The organism is Xylanimonas ulmi (assembly GCF_004216535.1).
Classification (GTDB): Bacteria; Actinomycetota; Actinomycetes; order Actinomycetales; family Cellulomonadaceae; genus Xylanimonas; species Xylanimonas ulmi.
Genome location: NZ_SGWX01000001.1, coordinates 1,035,700 through 1,053,629, shown reverse-complemented (window position 1 = coordinate 1,053,629; position 17,930 = coordinate 1,035,700). Strand labels below are relative to the sequence as shown.

The 17,930-nt window shown below is 69.8% G+C and carries 15 protein-coding genes and 1 pseudogene; 8 read left to right on the top strand and 8 right to left on the bottom strand.

Features of this window, described 5'->3' with window-relative positions:
- Window positions 1–185: 185 nt before the first annotated feature.
- From EV386_RS04770 to mobF, 8 genes and pseudogenes are all read right to left on the bottom strand, one after another.
- On the bottom strand, window positions 186–1,433 hold the full coding sequence (locus EV386_RS04770; protein ID WP_278025470.1) for an integrase core domain-containing protein: 1,248 nt from the start codon (window positions 1,431–1,433) through the stop codon (window positions 186–188).
- On the bottom strand, window positions 1,384–1,797 hold the full coding sequence (locus tag EV386_RS18655) for a hypothetical protein (RefSeq protein WP_242608121.1): 414 nt from the start codon (window positions 1,795–1,797) through the stop codon (window positions 1,384–1,386). The genes EV386_RS04770 and EV386_RS18655 overlap by 50 nt, the downstream gene beginning before the upstream one ends.
- Window positions 1,798–2,028: 231 nt before the next feature.
- Window positions 2,029–2,868, bottom strand: a complete 840-nt coding sequence (locus EV386_RS04765) for an IS5 family transposase (protein WP_130412796.1) — start codon at window positions 2,866–2,868, stop codon at window positions 2,029–2,031.
- A gap of 490 nt (window positions 2,869–3,358) precedes the next feature.
- Window positions 3,359–4,270: a hypothetical protein gene (locus tag EV386_RS04760; RefSeq protein WP_165399841.1), complete on the bottom strand. Its 912-nt coding sequence runs from the start codon at window positions 4,268–4,270 to the stop codon at window positions 3,359–3,361.
- Between the two features lie 487 nt (window positions 4,271–4,757).
- Window positions 4,758–5,594, bottom strand: a pseudogene (locus EV386_RS04755) (IS5 family transposase); the annotation flags it as partial.
- A gap of 107 nt (window positions 5,595–5,701) precedes the next feature.
- Window positions 5,702–6,046, bottom strand: coding sequence for a hypothetical protein (locus tag EV386_RS04750; protein ID WP_130412792.1), 345 nt, complete (start codon window positions 6,044–6,046; stop codon window positions 5,702–5,704).
- Between the two features lie 436 nt (window positions 6,047–6,482).
- A complete protein-coding gene (locus EV386_RS04745) occupies window positions 6,483–6,884 on the bottom strand; it encodes a sulfate permease (RefSeq protein ID WP_242607832.1) in 402 nt (133 codons plus the stop codon).
- A gap of 157 nt (window positions 6,885–7,041) precedes the next feature.
- Complete coding sequence (gene mobF / locus EV386_RS04740) at window positions 7,042–10,548, bottom strand: MobF family relaxase (protein WP_423218996.1); 3,507 nt, start codon at window positions 10,546–10,548, stop codon at window positions 7,042–7,044.
- A 366-nt stretch (window positions 10,549–10,914) separates the two neighbouring features.
- On the opposite strand from mobF, the gene EV386_RS04735 reads away from it, so the two are divergent.
- The 8 genes from EV386_RS04735 (at window position 10,915) to EV386_RS04700 (ending at window position 17,928) form a co-directional block, all read left to right on the top strand.
- Window positions 10,915–11,310 carry an MmcQ/YjbR family DNA-binding protein gene (locus EV386_RS04735; RefSeq protein WP_242607830.1) on the top strand — a complete coding sequence of 132 codons (396 nt, stop codon included), beginning with the start codon at window positions 10,915–10,917 and terminating at the stop codon, window positions 11,308–11,310.
- Between the two features lie 595 nt (window positions 11,311–11,905).
- Entirely contained in the window at window positions 11,906–12,367 is a 462-nt protein-coding gene (locus EV386_RS04730) for a hypothetical protein (RefSeq protein ID WP_130412790.1), read from the top strand.
- Window positions 12,349–13,305: a hypothetical protein gene (locus EV386_RS04725; protein WP_130412788.1), complete on the top strand. Its 957-nt coding sequence runs from the start codon at window positions 12,349–12,351 to the stop codon at window positions 13,303–13,305. Before EV386_RS04730 ends, EV386_RS04725 begins: the two co-directional genes overlap by 19 nt.
- A gap of 29 nt (window positions 13,306–13,334) precedes the next feature.
- Window positions 13,335–13,991 (top strand): SAF domain-containing protein, encoded by a 657-nt coding sequence (locus tag EV386_RS04720; RefSeq protein ID WP_130412786.1) that lies wholly within the window; start codon window positions 13,335–13,337, stop codon window positions 13,989–13,991.
- A gap of 1 nt (window position 13,992) precedes the next feature.
- Window positions 13,993–14,772, top strand: a complete 780-nt coding sequence (locus EV386_RS04715; protein ID WP_130412784.1) for a P-loop NTPase family protein — start codon at window positions 13,993–13,995, stop codon at window positions 14,770–14,772.
- Between the two features lie 56 nt (window positions 14,773–14,828).
- Window positions 14,829–16,163 (top strand): TadA family conjugal transfer-associated ATPase, encoded by a 1,335-nt coding sequence (locus EV386_RS04710; RefSeq protein WP_423218995.1) that lies wholly within the window; start codon window positions 14,829–14,831, stop codon window positions 16,161–16,163.
- Window positions 16,160–17,029: a type II secretion system F family protein gene (locus EV386_RS04705; protein WP_130412780.1), complete on the top strand. Its 870-nt coding sequence runs from the start codon at window positions 16,160–16,162 to the stop codon at window positions 17,027–17,029. Before EV386_RS04710 ends, EV386_RS04705 begins: the two co-directional genes overlap by 4 nt.
- Window positions 17,026–17,928, top strand: coding sequence for a hypothetical protein (locus EV386_RS04700; protein ID WP_130412778.1), 903 nt, complete (start codon window positions 17,026–17,028; stop codon window positions 17,926–17,928). The genes EV386_RS04705 and EV386_RS04700 overlap by 4 nt, the downstream gene beginning before the upstream one ends.
- The last annotated feature ends 2 nt before the right edge of the window (window positions 17,929–17,930 follow it).

Sequence of the window (17,930 nt, the reverse complement as noted above, 5' to 3'; positions counted from 1 at the left end):
ACTCCTCACGGGAGGCCAGACATCACAAGAGTCACGCCCAAGCCAGACGACCGACGCCATCCTCAGCAGCCAGCCCCAGACCAGCCACCCGAAGACTCACAGACATCACACACCACAGGCCACATGTGATGTCTCAGGAGATCGTGCACAGATGTGTCTCAGGACATCGTGGACACGGGCATGTCTCAAGACTTCGTGGACATTCGACTCTCCGTCGGGCCGTGCCAGCCGCGCGGCCGGGTCGGCTTGTCGTAGCTCGCGATCGGCGTGCCTGCCGTGTCGGTGATGGCGACGGTCGTGGCGTCCCAGGTGATCGTGACGTGCTGACCCGCGCGCTTGTAGCCGGCGTAGAACTTGCTGCCGAGGACGCCGACGTAGCCGCCTTTCGTGACGGTGCGCAGCGCGGTTCCGGTGACGCCGGCTGAGGGGTTCTGGCTGGTCGTCTTCATCGGGGTGCCCTGGCGGGCGGTGCGCGGTCCGTAGTACATGCCGGTGGTCTCGGGGCGCGGGTAGCTGACGAGATGCTCGCCGTCGTGGGTGAAGATCTCCACCTTGTTCTCGTCCCAGATGGCGTGGACTGGCTGTCCGGCCCTGCTGGTCGCGACGTAGAACAAGCAGCTGAGGACCTTGACCTGTCCGTTCGGCTTGACCTTCAACGTCACGTTGCCCGTCGCCGCGTGCAGTGCGAGCGGCGTCCTGGTCCGCCTCGAGGTCGGCGGGGCCGCAGCCTCGTCCGCGGCCATGGCGGTGGTCGCGCCGGTCGCGGGCGGGGCCGGGGTGACTGGTGTGGGGGTTCGCAGGGACGGCGGGATCTGTGGCATGCGCGGCTCGGGCGTCGGTTCCGGTGCTGGGGCGGTGGCGGCCCACGCCTCAGCCGGAGTCTTCCCGTCGAGCGCTTGGTGGACGCGCTCGTGGTTGTAGTACTGGTCGAACTCGTCAACTGACGCTTGCAGGTCGGCGATCGTCCTGGCAGGCGGTCGCGCGTTGAGCCACTTCTGCAGGGTCTGGTGGAACCGCTCGTTCTTGCCCTGGGTCGTGGGCCGGTCCGGCTTCCCGGTGATCGGCTTGACCCCGAGATCGAGGAGGTAGTCGACGAGCTTGCCGGTGAACCCGCGCCGGGTGGGGTTGAACGCGAGCCCGTTGTCCGAGAGCAGGCGTTGCGGGACGCCCCACCGTCGGATTGCGGCCGCGACGACTTGCACGGCGGCCTTCGAAGTCTCGCCCTCGGCGACAAGCGTGGCTGTGGCGAGGCGGGAGTGGTCGTCGATGACCTGGTGGACCGCGACCGTGGTGCCGTCCGCCAGGGACCAGGTGAACGCGTCGATCTGCCAGCAGCAGTTCGGGGCCGGGTAGACGAACCTGCGGTTCGCCGCCCTCGGCCGCTTACGCGGCTCCGGCCTGGAGACTCCTGCGGCAGCGAACGCGCGAGCCAGCGTGGCGCGTGACGGCGGGTTCAGGCCCTGCCGGCGGCATCCGCGCCCGCATCGACAGCGGGCCGGCGTCCAGGCCCTGCTCGACGAGCCACGCGCGCACCGCGATCGCGTGCTCGACAACGCGCTCGTCGGTGCGGGACGGGCTCGCGTGCGGTCGCCGTGAGCCCGGCTCTGTCGCCCCGACCGCCCCTACCTCAAGGGCCAACCGCCGGATCTTGTAGAACACCGACCGGCTGATCTCGTGCCGCTCGCAGAAGCGCGACACGGCTCCCCGCTCGGCGTCGCCGGGCCAGTTCGCGATCGCCCACCGAACGTCTGCGGGCACGTGGTTGAAGTCCATGCCCGAGACGAACACGCAGGCCAAGTGCCCACGATGTCCTGAGACCGAATGTGCACGATGTCATGAGACAGAACCGTCCACGATGTCCTGAGACTTCACACACCACAGGCCACACACCGAAAGTGCGCCAGAGCCGTTTATCGGACAGTCCCTCCCCGGCCCACAGCCCCAGGATGTCCCGGTTCCCGTCGACGGTCACGGCCAGTGCGGCGGCGAGACGAAGGACTAAGAGATTGCGCGGATAGGTGTCCCTGGTCAGGGGCGTCGTCGGGGTCGGGTGTCCCAGCGGTGGGTGGTCCAGGCGGTGCGGATCAGGCGTCGGGTGATGATGATCGCGCTGATCAGGGCGAGGAAGGCCTCGATGACGGTGGTGGAGCGCTCGGTGCAGATCGTGACGATGTTGAAGCCGCGGGAGTTCCAGGAGTTGGTGCGTTCGACGACCCAGCGGCGGGTGTGGTTGATCGGCACGATGACGCCCTTGGGTTGGATGTGGCCGTCGAAGCCGAGATCGTCGAGCAGGTCCCGGGTCACGCCGGAGTCGTAGCCCGCGTCCAGGTGCAGGCGCATCTGGTCGGGCAGGTCGAACCCGAACCGGGCCAGTCGTTCGAGGGTGGGGCGCAGCAGCGGGGAGTCGTGCCGGTTGGCGCCGTCGATCACGCAGCCGAGCGGGATGCCCGCCCCGTCGGTCAGGCGGGACCACTTGATGCCCAGCTTTCCGCGGTCTACCGGGGATCGTCCGGCCGCTTGCCCGCCGCAGGGCGCCTTGGTGATCTGCCCGTCGACGGTGACATCCGCCAGGTCGAGGCCCACGATCTGGTCGTAGGCCTCGAGCGTGGTCTGTTCCAGGCGAACGAAGACACCGGCGGCGATCCACTCGTCGCGGCGGGCGCGGATCGTGGTCGCCGAGACGGTGGCATCGGCGTGCTTGACGTAGGAGCCGCCGAGTACGAGCTTCGCGACGATCTTGTCGAACACGACCCGGTCCGGCACGCGCGGGCGGTGGCAGCCCAGCGGGTGGGTGTCCACAACGGGCGGGATCAGCGCCTCGAACTGGACCCACAACGGCTCGATGAACGACGATGGCACCGCAGGCACCAGGCACTCCCTGTTCAGGTGTAGATCTCGACAATCCACATCGAACCGGGCACCTGGTGCCCGCACTGCTACGCCACGCCGAACGGCCAATCCTTCGGAGCCATCACAGGGCAATCAAGGCTCAGCCACACCCGGCCCTCCCAACAACCTACGGATCAGGGCTCATCCTCGGTGGAGGACGTGTCCGGTGTGCGACTCAGGGGCCCCATCGTGAAGGATATGACGAAGTGTGGGAGCCAGAGAACGGCCGCCATGCGCAACCCCGCCGGTCCGAACGCCTGGGAGCCGGGCTCCCCGAACAGCGCAGTCGCCTCGATCCCCAGGACTCCCATCCCGAGAAAGGCGACCACCCGCAACGCCCTCCACACGCCGAGCGGAATCCGGCCGCGATCCGCGAATGCTGAATGGGTGAAGAACCCGGCGAGAGCCGACGAGAGAGCGGCGCAGAGCACTAGCATGGGAGGCGCCGTCGTGATCGAAGAGCCATCTGCTATCCGACCTCCTTGTATATCTCCCAGCAGCCCCCCAAGCCGAGAACGTCGACGATGATGGCGGATCCTTGGCTCAGCAGGTTCTGGACACGCTCCTTGTTGGTCTTCGACAGCCCGGAGCCTTTCGTCTTGATGTAGGTCGCGACCTTCTTCATGGCCTCCGTGAAGCCGCCGAGGCTGTCGATCGCCGCCTTGGCCTTGCGGGCCTTCTCACTCTTGGCGGCTAGACTCGCGAGCTTCGCCGCGATAGCGACAGCCTTGCCGGGAACCACGATCGACGCGACCTGCGCCACGCACACGGTGATGTGCTTCGTCCACCACCATGCGGACGGGTCGGAGACCACCGGGAAGACGGCACCGGTGGTGTCGACATGCTGCGTGATGGTCCCGTCGGCGTCAACGGTGTACGCCGTGGGCAGCGCGCGTCCCTCGGCGTCAACCGCCCAGGGCGCGTCGACGGCCATGAGGGGGTCGGCGGCCTGGTCTGCGGGCCTGAGCAGCAGACTTCCGTCGTCTTGAGGGACCCAGGTCGCCCCCTCGGGAGTCGATGTCGCGAGCGTGAGCGTGGCGGCCTGTGGCGTCTCGGCGACCTGGACAACCTGGACGCCTGTCTCGGTGGCGCTGGCCACGATCGACGATCCCTCGCCGGTGCTCGCCACGACAGCGTCACCGGACCGGTTGGGAGCGCTCAATCCCTCGACGGCGAACTCGACCACGTCGCCCGTGGCGGACGACAGTGTCTCGATGTCCAGATCTGCGGCCGAGGGCAATGACGTCACCGCATCGGGTGAGGTGGCGACGCCGTCGACGAGCGGAACGGAGTCCGCAATGAGGTCGTCGACAGCGCTCGCCGCCGCCGGAGCTCGGGCGATGTCGGTGACCGCGTCGTATGCGTCCCGCGAGCCGGGCACGTCGAGAGTGTCAGATCCCGGGGCAGCCTCGCTCTCGGCCGAAGCCGCGGCGAGGGTAGTGGCCCCGTTTTGCGCTGCGTGGGCCGAAATCCCGGAGAGGGCGACCGCGATTGTTGCGACCCCTGCGATAGCACCGACTCGTCTTCTCTGTCTTCCCACTTGAGCCCTATCGAACATCTGCACCCCTCATGCCGGAACTTGGCTTGCATGAGCGAGCCTGGTCTCGGCTCCTTGCCCGGGCAACGGAAACCAACACTTTGGACAGTGATCGATCACATGGGCGAGGCTGCGGGCGGTGGAGCCTGAGGCCCTGGAGCTCGACCACGTCACCCAGATGTCACCTCCTGTGCGAACGCTTCGCGCCAGGCGTCTTATGACCCGCTGCCGCTCGTCGATCCCCCAGCACACCTATCCGCGCGATCTCTAAGAGATCGCGCGGATAGGTGGGCTGATCAGGGGCGTCGTGGGGGTCGGGCGTCGTGGGGGTCGGGCGTCGTGGGGGTCGGGTGTCCCAGCGGTGGGTTGTCCAGGCGGTGCGGACCAGGCGGCGGATGACGATGATCGCGGTGATCAGGGCGAGGAATGCCTCGATGACGATCGTGCGGCGTTCGGTGCAGGCGAGCACGATGTTGAAGCCACGGGTGTTCCAGGAGTTGGTGCGTTCTACGACCCAGCGGCGGGTGTGGTCGATCGGCACGACGACGCCTTTGGGCTGGATGTGGCCGTCGAACCCGAGTTCGTCGAGCAGGTCGCGGGTGACGTTCGAGTCGTAGCCGGCGTCCAGGTGCAGGCGCATCTGATCTGGCAGGTTGAACCCGAACCGGGCGAGCTTCTCCAGTGTTGGGCGTAGCAGTGGGGAGTCGTGCCGGTTGGCGCCGGCGATCACGCACCCCAGCGGGATACCGGCCGCGTCGGTCAGGCGGGACCACTTGATGCCGAGTTTTCCGCGGTCTACCGGGGATTTCCCGGCTACCTGGCCGCCGCAGGGTCCCTTGGTGATCTGCCCGTCGACGGTGACATCGGCGAGGTCGAGGCCCACGATTTGGTCGTAGGTGTCGAGGACGATCTGCTCCAGGGCGGCGAAGACCCCGGCCGCGATCCACTCGTCGCGACGGGAGCGGATCGTGGTCGCCGAGACGGTGGCGTCGGCGTGCTTGACGTATGACCCGCCGAACACGAGCTTCGCGACGAGCTTGTCGAATACGACCCGGTCGGACACGCGCGGGCGGTGACAGCCCAGCGGGTGGAGGTCCACGATGGGCGGGATCAGCGCCTTGAACTGGACCCACAACGGCTCGATGAACGACGATGGCACCGCAGGCACCAGGTACTCCCTGTTCAGAAATGGACCTCGACAATCCACATCGAACCGGGCACCTGGTGCCTGCACCGCTACGCCACGCCGGACGCCCTATCCGCGCGATCTCTTAGTTAGCCACGCTCCGTGCTGGATCCAGCCTCGGGCATCGGGATGTCGTTGAGAAAGCTCTTGAGGCGGTCACCAGCATCCAGCAGCGCCTCCAGGTCCTCCTTGGTGGCGTCCTGGACCATCTGCTTCTGCGCGGCTAGGAAGCCCTGCCACTCCTGCTCGAGCGCGTCAGACGTCGCCGCAAAGGCCGCTGCCGTGTCGTCCCAGTAGGACCGGATTTGGTCCTTGTAGCGGCGAAGCACGTGCTCCTTCTCGTACGCCTCGACGAGCTTCTTGGCGACCTTCTTCTCCCAACCGCCACCGATACCGAAGAAGGAGAAGATGCTGAGCGCAGCGAGAATCGCCAACCCGATAAAAAAGGCCACTGGCCCGCCGAGTGCGGCAACAAACGACACGGCCGGAGCTACCCCTCCAACGCCGATCCCGATTGCCGCGAGCCACGAGCCACGAGCCGACCTTGGCGGCGATGATGTATCCGCCGAGGTTGCCAAGGCCAGCCGCCCACAGCGCGAGCGCTCCGTACACGGCGCTGCCTGCCAGAACCGACGCGAAGACCCGTGTCGCGTCGAAACTTGGGGCAGACGAACGCCCGCCGATCGAGACGCGCGCCTCAGGGTATGTACCCAAGAACCCGTCGACCTGAACGCTCAGCTTCTCGGACTCGTCCCGCAGGATGCTGGTGAGGGACTCGGAGAGCGTCGTTCCGATGTGGGCGGCGAGAACCTCAAGGTCATCGCATCCCGGTGCCGAAGTCGAGACCGCGACGGTGCGCCGATGCCGGGTCTACCTGTCACCAGGTGCGCCGACGACGCCGGACCACGACTCCCCCTCCCGACGGGCTCGCCGGATTGCGGCCCACTCGCGGAAGCGGGCGCGGACGAGGAGGACGACCGAGACGATCCCCATGCGGACGAGCTTCATCGCGTCGAACCACAGCAGCGCCCACAGGAGCATCTGCCAGACGGCGTAGTCGCCAGGGATGTTGTTCGCCTCGATGAGGCGGGCACCTAACACGCAGGCCGCAGCAAGCGGCAGGCAGACGACGAGGCCCCACTTCATGCCACGCCGCGTATGCAGGTACGCGTCGAGCCAGTTCGTCGGCCCGATGACGAGCAACGCGGTGCGCACCCAGGTGAACATCGTGGTCACCAGGAACAACGACACGATCATCACCAGCGCGATCACGACGCCACCTCATCGAGTCCGGCGGCCGACGGTCCGGCCACACTTCGTTCGGAAGGTGCGAAGGCGAGGCCGACCGTCGCGCGAGTGGTCGCCCCCGAGATAGTTGCCGGGCGGCGAGTGCATCAGTCCAAGCCCATGCCTTCCGGTTGGCACCCGACTACCTCACGACGAGCGTCGGAGTATTGCGGACGGGTGCAGCCGGGCCGCCGCGTCGATCGCTCACCGCCTGCGCATGCCGCACCGCCACCTCTGCCGCGCCGCGGTCGGTTGCCTGAAGGTCCGTCCCAGGTACGGAACCTAGGGGTGCCGAGGTCGTGACGTCGTAGCGGTCGCGGTACGCGGCCACAACGCCGAGTGCCGTGATCCACCGCTTCCGGTCGACGACGCCAAGGGGTGCCGACCCCAGCGTTCGCGTCCACGGCAACCGACGCGCGACCGCCTCCTCCGCAAGGGCGAGGGCCCGGGCCTCCATCAGGTCACGACGCCGGTCGAGCGCCTCGCGTACCTCGTCGTCGTCGACGCCGACGGCTGCCGGGATGAGCCCGACGACGAGTCGGCCCCGGACCTTCCCCCGGTACCGGGCCGTCACCCGCTCGACACGGTGCCGGATGACGGCGGCGACGTCGTCGGCGTCCACGACGGTCCGCTCGGCCACGACCATCGGCACCAGTTCGTCCGCGTGCAGCCCGCGCGCCTCGGCCCGCCGCAGCGACGTGGCAAGCGCGTCCATCGCGGGCGACGCGATCGCCGCCTCGGCCTCCTCGGGCCGCAGCCCGGACGACCGGATGATCCGCTCCCACCGGGGCCGCTGCGTGAGCGCGGCGATCGTCTCGTACTCGGCCGCCAACTGTGCGATCGACCCCCACCGCTTGGCCTCGGCGTCGATCGTCTGGTGCGCGGACAGCTCGATGCCGGAGTGGTTGAGCACGCCGTGCAGCACTGACCGTGCGGTGATGTCCTCGGGCTGCGGTGTCGCGTGCGTCTCGTCGGGTTTGTCGAGTGCGACGTACGCGATGTTCGACTCCCGCCCCCTCGTCATCGACACGTAGAGGTTCTCCCGCGTCGTCCCGCCCGCGACGACGACGTGTGCCGTGTCGACGGTCACCCCCTGGGCACGGTGGGCGGTCACGGCGTACCCGAGCTCGACGTGCTCGGCGACGTACGACGGCGGCAGCACGACGGTCGCTCCCCTGCGCTGCGTGCCCGCCTGGTCCACCGACCCGACGAGCACCGACCCGTTGCGCCGCACGTCGATGACCTTCCACCGGTCGCCGTTGCGGACCCACCCGCCACGCAGCGTCGTCAGGCGGCGGGCGTTGCGGCGGGTGATCACGTGGTCGCCCACCGAGGCGGAGAGTCCGTCCGCGAGCGCGACGCTGCGTCCGGTGGAGGTGTCGCCGTCGATGATGCGTTCGGCGCGGGCGCGGGCGTTGAGGGCTTGGACGGTGGCGGTGGAGTCGGTGACGAGGAGGGTGGCCTTGCCGTCGGCGAGGTCGGCTCGCCAGGCGGCGTAGGCGGCGTCGAGCATCTCCTCGGTGGTGCCGCCGTGCAGGCGTGCGTGGGACTCGTAGGCGTCGATGGCGGTCGTGTCGCCGGTGCGCAGGGCGAGGGATGCGGGCTTCTCCCAGGCGTTGGTGAAGCGGTGGATCTCGCTGAGTTCGGCGACGTCGTCGCGGGCGTCGGCGAGGAGTGCGAAGGCGCCGCCGGCGTCGACGGACTGGAGCTGGGCCCAGTCGCCGACGAGCAGCACCTTGGCGCCGGCGACCTGTGCGTGGTTGGCGATGGCAAGCAGGGTGGGCGTGTCGGCGAGGGTGGCTTCATCGACGATGGCGAGCTGGCCGCGCTGGAAGGTGGCGCGTCCGCGGGCGCGTTCGTGGAGCCACTTGGCGGTGTTCTCGGTCGCGATGCCGAGGTCCTCAGCGAGGACCTGCGCGGCGGCGGCCGACGGCGCGAGCCCGACGACGGAGCCCTTGCCGTGCTGGGCGGTCCAGGTGCGGTGCAGCGCCCGCATGGCCGTCGTCTTCCCGGTTCCGGCGGGGCCGACGAGGAGGTCGACGCGGCGCCCCGACGACGCGACGGCTTCGAGCACCGCTTGCTGCTCCGCGCTGAGCGCGACGCCGTCGTACCGCTTCATCACCGCAGCCTCGACGGCGCGGACGCTCGCGTGCGGCGCCGTCCGGTCGGTGGCCAGCGTGAGGAGGCGGTCCTCGGCGTCGAGGGTCTCGCGCGAGGAGAACACCGTCGCGTGCGGCGGACGGAAGAAGCTCACACCGTCGGCCCGGCGCATCGCGGTCGGCGTCGGCGCGGCCTCCGCCGAGGTCAGCGCAACGGACGCGTGCTCGGCCTGGTCCACGATCCGCCCGACGACGGCCTCCCGGTCCTCCGCCGACGCGAACCGCCAGCCCATCGTCTGCCGCGACGCCTCGGCCCACAGGTTCCAGTGCCGCCACGTCGACCGTCGTGCCGCCACGTCGACCAGCACGCTCGCGGCCACCTGCTCGACCGACGACTCGGGGATGTCGCCTGCCCGCCACACCCGCTCCCCCGCCGTGTGCGTCAGGCCGTGCGCCCATGCGATCGTGTCCCGCCCAAGCAGCCGTGCCGCGCGGGCGCGCCACCCCGTCGTCAGGTCGGCGAGCGAGTGCAGCTCCTTCGGCGGTCGTGTGGCCAGCGTCGCCTGCGCGCGCAGCTTCGAGTACGTCGCTCCGGACGGTCGTTTCCCGTGGCGGGCGACGTACTCGTCTACGAGTTGCTGCGCCGCGGCGTCGATATGGCGGGTGCGCGACGAGAACTCGTCGATGAGCCCGTCGGGGACGCCGGCGATCTCGAACGCCCGCGAGCGCCCGTCGCCCCGGTCGCGGTGCTCCCACCCGACCCCGAACGTCCCGGTGAGCCGGTCGGCGAGGACGGCGTTGTAGTGCTCGGAGAGCGCGACGACGGCCTCGTGGATCTGCCGCGAGTACAGGGTGCGCCACTCGCCGTCGGCGACGGTTTTGACCTTGTGCGAGACGACGACGTGGGTGTGGAGCTGCGGGTCTCCGGAGCGTGAGTCCCAGTGGTCGTAGGCGGTGGCCGCGATCCCGACGACGTCGACGACCGCGACGCCTTGTCGCCCCATCCGGGTACGGGCGACGTCGCGCTCGAAGAGGTCCATCACCTCGGCGACGGCGGCGTGGTGCGCCTCGACGACCATCGCCTGCGTGTCGGCGTCGGCGACTCCCCACAGAACGGACACGGACTTCGGCACCGAGAAGGTGAGGTCGAACCCGGCGACCGCGGTCCGCGGCCCTCGCGCGATCTCCGCGGCCTCGATGTGCGCCACGGCGTCCGCACGCTCCTCAGGGCTGAGCGCCGTGTCGAGCCGTGCCACCTTCGCGGCGATCCGCTCCTCGACCGTGGGGTAGGCCGCGAACGGGTGGCCGAGCGGAGTCCCCGTCACGGGGTCGCAGCCCGCGCCGAGCAGCCGCGCAAGCTGCTCCTCGGTCACCACGTCACCGGGTGCGATCTCGCCTTCGCCGAACGCGGCTGCGCCTTTCCCGAGCCACTGTCCGGGCGGCGTGCCGGCCTCGGTGTAGTAGCGCGTGAGCGGGATGTCGAGGGTGCGGTTCCCGTCGCCGGCGGCCACCGAGCGCAGGAGGTACTGGTACCCCTTCCCCGCACTCATCACCCGCAGCGAGACCGTCACGGCCACACCACCTCCGTGACCCAGGTGGGCGGGCGTAGCCACTGGAGCAGCCTCGCGTGGCAGATGTGTGCGGCGATCACTTCCTGTGCTCATGGGGTCGTCCGTCTCGGCTCGGTCGTCCCCTGCGTGAGCCTCGCGCTCCTCCTCGTTGCCCTCGTACCCCCTGACGTCCTCGTGTCTCTCGTCGTGCTCGCCGCTCGTCATCCTCGCCTCGCGTCGCTGGTCGTCACGTGGACGATGGATCCGGCATCCTCGACGCACTGGTCCCTGCCACCTCATCTCGCCGGCTGCGTGCCACAGCCCATCTCGCCACCGGCGCGGGCCGACCTCGATAGCGTTGTGGGCATGACGCCCGACGAGATGCTCGACTACTGCCTTGCCATGCCGGGGGCCTACCTCGACCACCCGTTTGGCCCCGAGCACTCCGCCGTCCGGCTCAAGACCCCAACGATGGACAAGGGTCGGATCTTCGCCGAGGTGTTCACGCTCAAGGGAGTCGACGTCGTCACCCTGCGCTGCGACGCCGAGGCCGCACTGGTCTACCGGGACATGTATCCCGGCGTCGTCGCGCGCGGCTACCACTGCCCACCCGCCGAGGCCCAGTACGCGAACACGATGCCGCTCGACGGCGACGTGCCTCCCGCCCACCTCCTCGAGATGGCAAACGAGTCCTACGACTTCATCCTCGCGAAGCTCCCGAAGTACCGGCAGGCAGAGATCGTGGCCCTCGACCGGGCCTGACCACCGCGGCCCTCAGCCAGGACTTCTCTGTCTCACGGCGCTCTCCAAGCGACCGTCGCCGACGTTCACTGACCCGGCACCGCACTCCTCGTCGTCGAACTGACGAGTACGACCAACCGGGCGCTCCCTTTGCTGACCAGCGCCGTGTCGGAGTGTCGACTCCTCCCGCGTTCTGGTGTTCTTACCCCTGCCTCACGGTCATGGCGTGCCTCCTTGGGACGCCAGTCGGGGGCCCGTACTGGCGCTCCCGGCGACGCCCGTACACCTGTCCGTCGAATCGCACACCAACGCTCCGGCGTGCACAAAGGGGAACACCGTGGGTGAAATGGTCTCGAAGGGCCTCGCGTCGCACGTTGACGCCAGACCCTTCTCCGTGCCCCGACGAGGGGTGCGTCGGTCGGGAGACGCCATGAAACGTGGATGTCGAGCGGGACTCCTGGCGGCAACTGTCACAGCTCTTGCCGTCATCCCCGCCTGCACCCCGATGGAACCGAGTCCGACTCCGACGCCGCCGACAGCGACAGCGGAGGCGCCCAGCGCAACAGGCGGGCCGACGAGTCTGGCGCCCGCTCCTACTCCTACGACCGACGAAGAGATGGCGGTCGCACAGGCAGAGGATCTCGTACGCAAGTACTACGCGGTCACTGATGAGCTCGGTCTCGACCCGACCGCTGACCTCATGCGGCTCGAAGACGTAGCCATCTCCCAGGAGCTCGACGTTCAGCGCCGAAGCTTCCAGGACTGGCGCAACGCCGGATGGATTCAGAAGGGCCGGACCAAGGTCCTCGAGGTGGCCGCGCAATCCGTGAACCTCGACAACTCCGACCCGGCAACTGGGCGCGTCCCCACGGTCATGGTCGACGCCTGCTACGACGTCACCGCTGTCGATGTTGTCGATCCGGCGGGCACCTCCGTCGTGCTCGCTGATCGACCCGACCGCGCTTGGGTTCGCTTCACCGTCAGCAACCACTCCTGGGATACGGACCCCGAGAACGCTTGGCGTGTCTCGATCGCTCTGGATCAGCGCGAGCAAGAACCATGCGAGCCCGCATCCTGAGGGTCATCCTCACCGCTACAGCGACCGCTGCGGCGATCGCTCTCATTGCTACGCCGATCGCGAACGCGGCAGACGCACAGTGCGAGAAGTGGGACCGGCAGACCGGTCACTGTCTGGTGTATGTCTCGCCCCCGGCCCCCACCCTCCAGCCCGTCTCCACCGACGACGGCGCGAAGGATTCGGGGGCGGGGACGCGATGCGTCAATGACCTGTCAATCTGGAACTCCAGCGGGGGCGTAGAGCCGATCGTGTGCTCCAGTTCCGACGGCCAGTGGAGCAACGCGTACGGCTGCTTCATGAAGAAGCTCGATCCGCAGCCGGCCCCCGATCCCCGATTTCCGCGCGACAGACCGGGAGCCGTCTACTCCTGCGTGATCCCGCCCCCACACGGCGGTTCGACGGCGATTTGGCTGGAGAACCCGCCCGACGTCGCAGCCGAGGGCCCCAGCCCGCGCGAGGTCGCGCAGATGGCCGTCGACTCGATGGACCTTCACGCCATCGAGATTGGCATGGTCCCCGAGCCCGGCCCGGGGAAGGTCGGGATCGTGGGCCTCCCGGTGTGGATGTGGGCTGCGAACCCGGGCGTGTCGACGACCGGGCCGAACACTGCGTCCGCGTCGGCGGGCGGGATCACGATCACCGCGACCGCGCGGATGGAGCGGATCACCTGGGATATGGGCGACGGCGCCACCGTCGTCTGCGACGGCCTCGGCACCCCGTATGAGGACCGGTTCGGCAAGCAGCCGTCGCCGGACTGCGGGCACACCTATTCGACGAGCAGCGCGGGCCAGCCGGAGGACCGGTTCACCGTGTCGGCGACGTCGGACTGGGTCATCTCCTGGGAGGGCGCAGGCCAGACCGGGACCATCCGCTTGGACGGGCTCTCCAACTCAGTCCAGGTGGCGATCGGCGAAGTGCAGGTGCTCGTGCAGCCGTAGACGAGCACACCCAACGAGGGGTAGCAGAGATGACCAGCACAACGACACGTCCGAGCACCACACCCGTCGAGGATCCCCGCGCGGGGACCCCGCCGAAGCTCGTACGACGTCCGATCGCGATCGCCGCTGGCGCTCTCGTCGCGTTGGCCGGGGGTTTGGGCGCCGGGTGGCTGTGGAACACGCTCACGAACGTCGACCAGGTTCTGGTGCTCGTCGCCGACGTCCCACGCGGTGCGGTGATCGAGGCGGCCGATCTCGGGGTTGCGACCCTCAACGCCGACCCGCTCCTCAAGCCCGTCCCCGCGTCCTCGCGCGCCAACGTCGTCGGGAAGCGGGCCGCGGTGGATCTCAGTGCGGGCTCGCTGCTCACCCCGACGTCGTCGGCGTCTGACATCCAGCCCGCCGCGGGCAAGTCGCTGGTCCCGTTCGAGCTCACGCCCGCGCAGGCGACGGGCTTGAGCCTCAAGGTCGGTGACGCCGTCAAGGTCGTCGACACACCCCAGGCGGGCGCCGAGACGGTGGGCAACCCGGCCAGCACGAGCGCCGTCGTCGCCATGATCGGGGTCACCGAGAGCACCGGGGCCACGATCGTCTCGCTCGAGGCGCCCAGCACGGACGCCGGGGTGCTCGCCTCCCGGATCGCCACGGGGAACGTGGCGCTCGTCCTGGAGTCGAGGGAGCGCTGAGATGACGGTCATCGCTCTGTGCTCGGCGAAGGGCGCACCCGGGGTGTCGACGACGGCGTTGGGGCTCGCGATGGTGTGGCCGCGCCCGGTGGTGTTCGTGGAGGCTGACCCGTCGGGCGGGAACTGGCTGCTGGCCGGGTTCTTCCGCGGTGCCCGCGAGTACGACGGCGGGCTAGTCGAGCTGGCGATCTCGCCCCTTGCGACCGGCGACGCGCTCCGGGACGTAGTGCACCCGTTCCCGGACTCGTCGGCATCGTTCGTGCTCGGGGTGCAGAACCACGCGCAGGCCAGCGGGCTGCGATCGCTCTGGCAGCCGTTGGCCGAGGCGCTCGGCGACCTCGACGCGCAGGGCCACGACGTCATCGTCGACGCCGGACAGCTCGGCCAGGCCGGCTCCCCCGAGCCGCTGCTCGCCTGGGCCGACCTGACCCTTCTCGTCACGCGGTCGTCGCTGCCGTCGCTGTCCGGGGCACGGTCCCGGGCCGGTGAGCTCGGCGCGCCGACGACGGCGTGGCGTCAGGCGGGTCTGCTCCTCGTGGGTGAAGGCCGGCCCTACGGCGCGAAGGATGCCGGCCGCTCGCTCGGCCTGCCCGTCGTCGCGGCCGTCGCGTTCGACGTCGCAGCCGCCGCCGTCTACTCGGACGGCCTCACGCCGCCACGCAAGTTCGACCAGGGCCCGTACGTGCGCTCCCTGCGCGCGGGGGCCGACCGGATCTGTGCAGCCATAACGCGCCACCGCGAGCAACTGACCGCCGACGTCGTCGAAGGAGCCGCACCATGACCACGACAGACGTGCCGCGCATCGAGTACGGCGCCGGCCCTGCCATCGACTGGGCTCTGGTGGCCCGCCTGCGCGCCACCGCGTCCGAGCAGCTCTCGGAGCAGGTCTCCGGGATGCAGGACCGGCTCGACCCACCGGTCCAGGAGGAGCTCGGCCGGTCGATCATCGTCGGGCTCATCGAGGCGGAGATGGCCGATCGGGTGCGGGCAGGCAAGCCTGGCTGGTCGCCGGGCGAGCAGCGCGCCCTCCAGCACGCCGTGTTCGACGCCCTGTTCCGGCTCGGGCGTCTGCAGCCGCTGGTCGACGACGACGCCGTCGAGAGCGTCCACATCTCCGGGCACGACAAGGTCATCCTGGAACGGACCGACGGTTCGGTCGTGCTGGCGCCGCCGGTCGCCGACTCGGACGAGGAGCTCATCGACTTCCTGGTGTTCCTCGCCTCGCGGTCGCAGGTCAACGCCCGCACGTTCTCCCCCGCGCAGCCGCGCCTGCACATGCGGCTCGACGACGGCTCCCGTCTCGCGGCAACGGCTTGGGTGACGCTGCGGCCCGAGGTCACGATCCGGCGCCACCGGCTGGTCACGGCGAAGCTCCCCGACCTCGTGGCCCGCGATCTCATGACGCCGCTCGCCGCGTCCTTCCTCGCCGCGGCCGTCAAGGCGCACAAGTCGATCATCGTCACCGGCGCGCAGGGCGCCGGCAAGACCACGTTGATGCGGGCGCTGTGCGCGGAGATCGACTTCTTCGAGATCATCGGCACCTTCGAGACCGAGTACGAGCTGCACCTGCACGAGTTCCCGCAGCGGCACCTCCTCGTGCGCCCCTGGGAGGCCCGCCCGGGCACGGGCGAGCTGCTGCCCGACGGCCGTCAGGCGGGTGAGTTCACGCTGAATGAGGAGCTGTTCGACTCGTTCCGGTTCGGCCTGTCCCGGCAGATCGTCGGTGAGGTTCGCGGCCCGGAGATCTGGGTGATGATCAAGGCGATGGAGTCGGGCCACGGCTCCCTGTCCACGACGCACTCGCGCACCGCACGCCTGGCCATCGACAAGCTCATCACCTGTGCGATGGAGGCGGGTCCGCACGTCACCGAGGAGAACGCGGCCAAGAAGCTCGCGGCGACGATCGACCTCATCGTCCACCTCGACCTCGCCCGCCACACGCTGCCCGACGGCACAGTCACCAAACGGCGGCGCGTCTCCGAGATCGTCGCCGTGCAGCGCGGCGAGGGCCCGCTCGGGATCGCGTTCCAGGACGTGTTCGCGCTCGACGTCGACCGGCAGGTCGCCGTCCCGAACGTACTGCCCGACGACTTCGACGACCTCGCCGACCACGGCTTCGACCTCGGCGCCTTCCGGCGGCGGGGTCACCCCGGGCAGGGGGACGTCCGATGATCCCGCAGCTCACGGCCCCCGTGCTCCCGGGTCTGTTCGGGGCGCTCATCTGCCTCGGACTCTTCCTCGTCGTGTGGGGGTACGTTCCCCGGCCCGAGGGGGTACGAACCGGCGCGGCCCGAACCTCTCCCCTGACGCGGATCTCTCGCCGCACCGGGTTGCTGGTCGGTGCGGGTCTCGGCGGCGGTGTCGTCGTGTGGCTGATCACGCACTGGGTCCTCGCGGTCGTCATCGCACCGATCGCCGTGCTCGGGCTGCCGACGCTGCTGAGCGCCGCCCCGGCCAAGGCGCGGATCGCGAGGCTCGAGGCGCTCGAGGAGTGGACCCGCTCGCTGTCCGGGGTCCTGGTCGCCGGCGTCGGCCTGGAGCAGGCGCTCGTCTCGACGCTCCGCTCGGCCCCCGCCGCCATCGAACCCCAGCTCCGCCTGCTGACGGCGCGCCTCAACGCCCGCTGGTCCACCGAGACGGCCCTGCGCGCCTTCGCCGACGACCTCGACGACGCGACCGGCGACCTGGTCGCCGCGAACCTCATCCTCGCCGCCCGACGACGCGGCGCCGGGCTTGCCACCGTCCTCGCGTCGCTGGCCGACTCCGTCGCCGCCGACGTGCGGGCGCGCCGGCAGATCGAGGCCGACCGGGCCAAGCCGCGCGCCACCGCGCGCTGGGTCACGCTCATCAGCGCCGGGGTGCTCCTGGTGCTGACGTTCTCCGGGCAGTACGTCCAGCCGTTCTCGACACCCCTTGGCCAGATCGTCCTCGCGCTCCTGCTGGCGGCCTACGTCGCGACGTTGGTGTGGCTCAAGAGGATGTCGAACGGCGAAGAGGTCCCCCGGGTGATGGGGGCGGCGGCCAGGGGTGCCCGGTGAGCGCCGGGCTGCTCGTCGCGATGACCGCCGGGGCGCTCCTGTTCGGCGGGCTGGCCGCGCTCGTCATGCGCCTGTTCCCCGCACAGCACGTCGCCCTCGACGACGCCTTCGAGCGCATCACCCCGACGACGCGTCCGAGGTCGGCGGCGCCGTCGGACCTGACCCGCAAGGACCGGTTCGGGGCGTGGGCGCTGCGGACCATGCCGCCGGGGATCTGGGTGCGCACCCCCGTGCGCGAGCTCGCGCTCCTGCAGATCCCGGTCACGCGCTTCTACGCGGACAAGCTCATCGTCGCGGGTCTCGGTCTGGTGGCCGTACCCGCTGCGACCGCCCTGTACGGGGCGATGGGCCTCCGTCTGCCGATCGCCATCCCGGCCGTCGCGTCCCTCGGCCTCGCCGCACTGCTGTTCTTCGCGCCGAACGCCGCGGTCGCCCGCGATGCGAAGCGGGCGCGCGGGCAGTTCCGGCGCGCGCTGGCGCTCTACCTCGACCTGGTCGCCGTCGAGCGCCGTTCGGGCGCCGGCGTGCGGCCCGCGATGGAGGCCGCCGCCGACGTCGCGGACACCTGGGTGTTCCGCCGCCTCGGCGAGGTGCTGCGGCGCACACGCTGGTCGGGTCAGCAGCCGTGGGACGCGCTGGAGCAGATGGCGGACGAGCTCGGCCTGCCCGATCTGAAGGACCTCGCCGACATCGTCGGGCTCTCCGCGACCGAGGGCGCTGCCGCCTACGACCACCTGCGGGCCCGGTCCAGCGCCCTGCGCTCGGCGATCCTGTCCGACGACCTGACCGAAGCGAACAACGTCGGCGAGCGCATGGCGATCCCGAGCTCGCTGCTCGGCGTGATCTTCATGGCCCTGCTCATCGCACCGGCCGTTCTGCGGATGGCCCTACCCACCTGAAG

Excerpts from the sequence above, each read along its gene's own strand:
- mobF (WP_423218996.1), bottom strand. The coding sequence starts at position 10,548 with ATGAGTGCGGGGAAGGGGTACCAGTACCTCCTGCGCTCGGTGGCCGCC.
- EV386_RS04735 (WP_242607830.1), top strand. The coding sequence starts at position 10,915 with ATGACGCCCGACGAGATGCTCGACTACTGCCTTGCCATGCCGGGGGCC.
- EV386_RS04730 (WP_130412790.1), top strand. The coding sequence starts at position 11,906 with ATGGCGGTCGCACAGGCAGAGGATCTCGTACGCAAGTACTACGCGGTC.
- EV386_RS04725 (WP_130412788.1), top strand. The coding sequence starts at position 12,349 with ATGCGAGCCCGCATCCTGAGGGTCATCCTCACCGCTACAGCGACCGCT.
- EV386_RS04720 (WP_130412786.1), top strand. The coding sequence starts at position 13,335 with ATGACCAGCACAACGACACGTCCGAGCACCACACCCGTCGAGGATCCC.
- EV386_RS04715 (WP_130412784.1), top strand. The coding sequence starts at position 13,993 with ATGACGGTCATCGCTCTGTGCTCGGCGAAGGGCGCACCCGGGGTGTCG.
- EV386_RS04705 (WP_130412780.1), top strand. The coding sequence starts at position 16,160 with ATGATCCCGCAGCTCACGGCCCCCGTGCTCCCGGGTCTGTTCGGGGCG.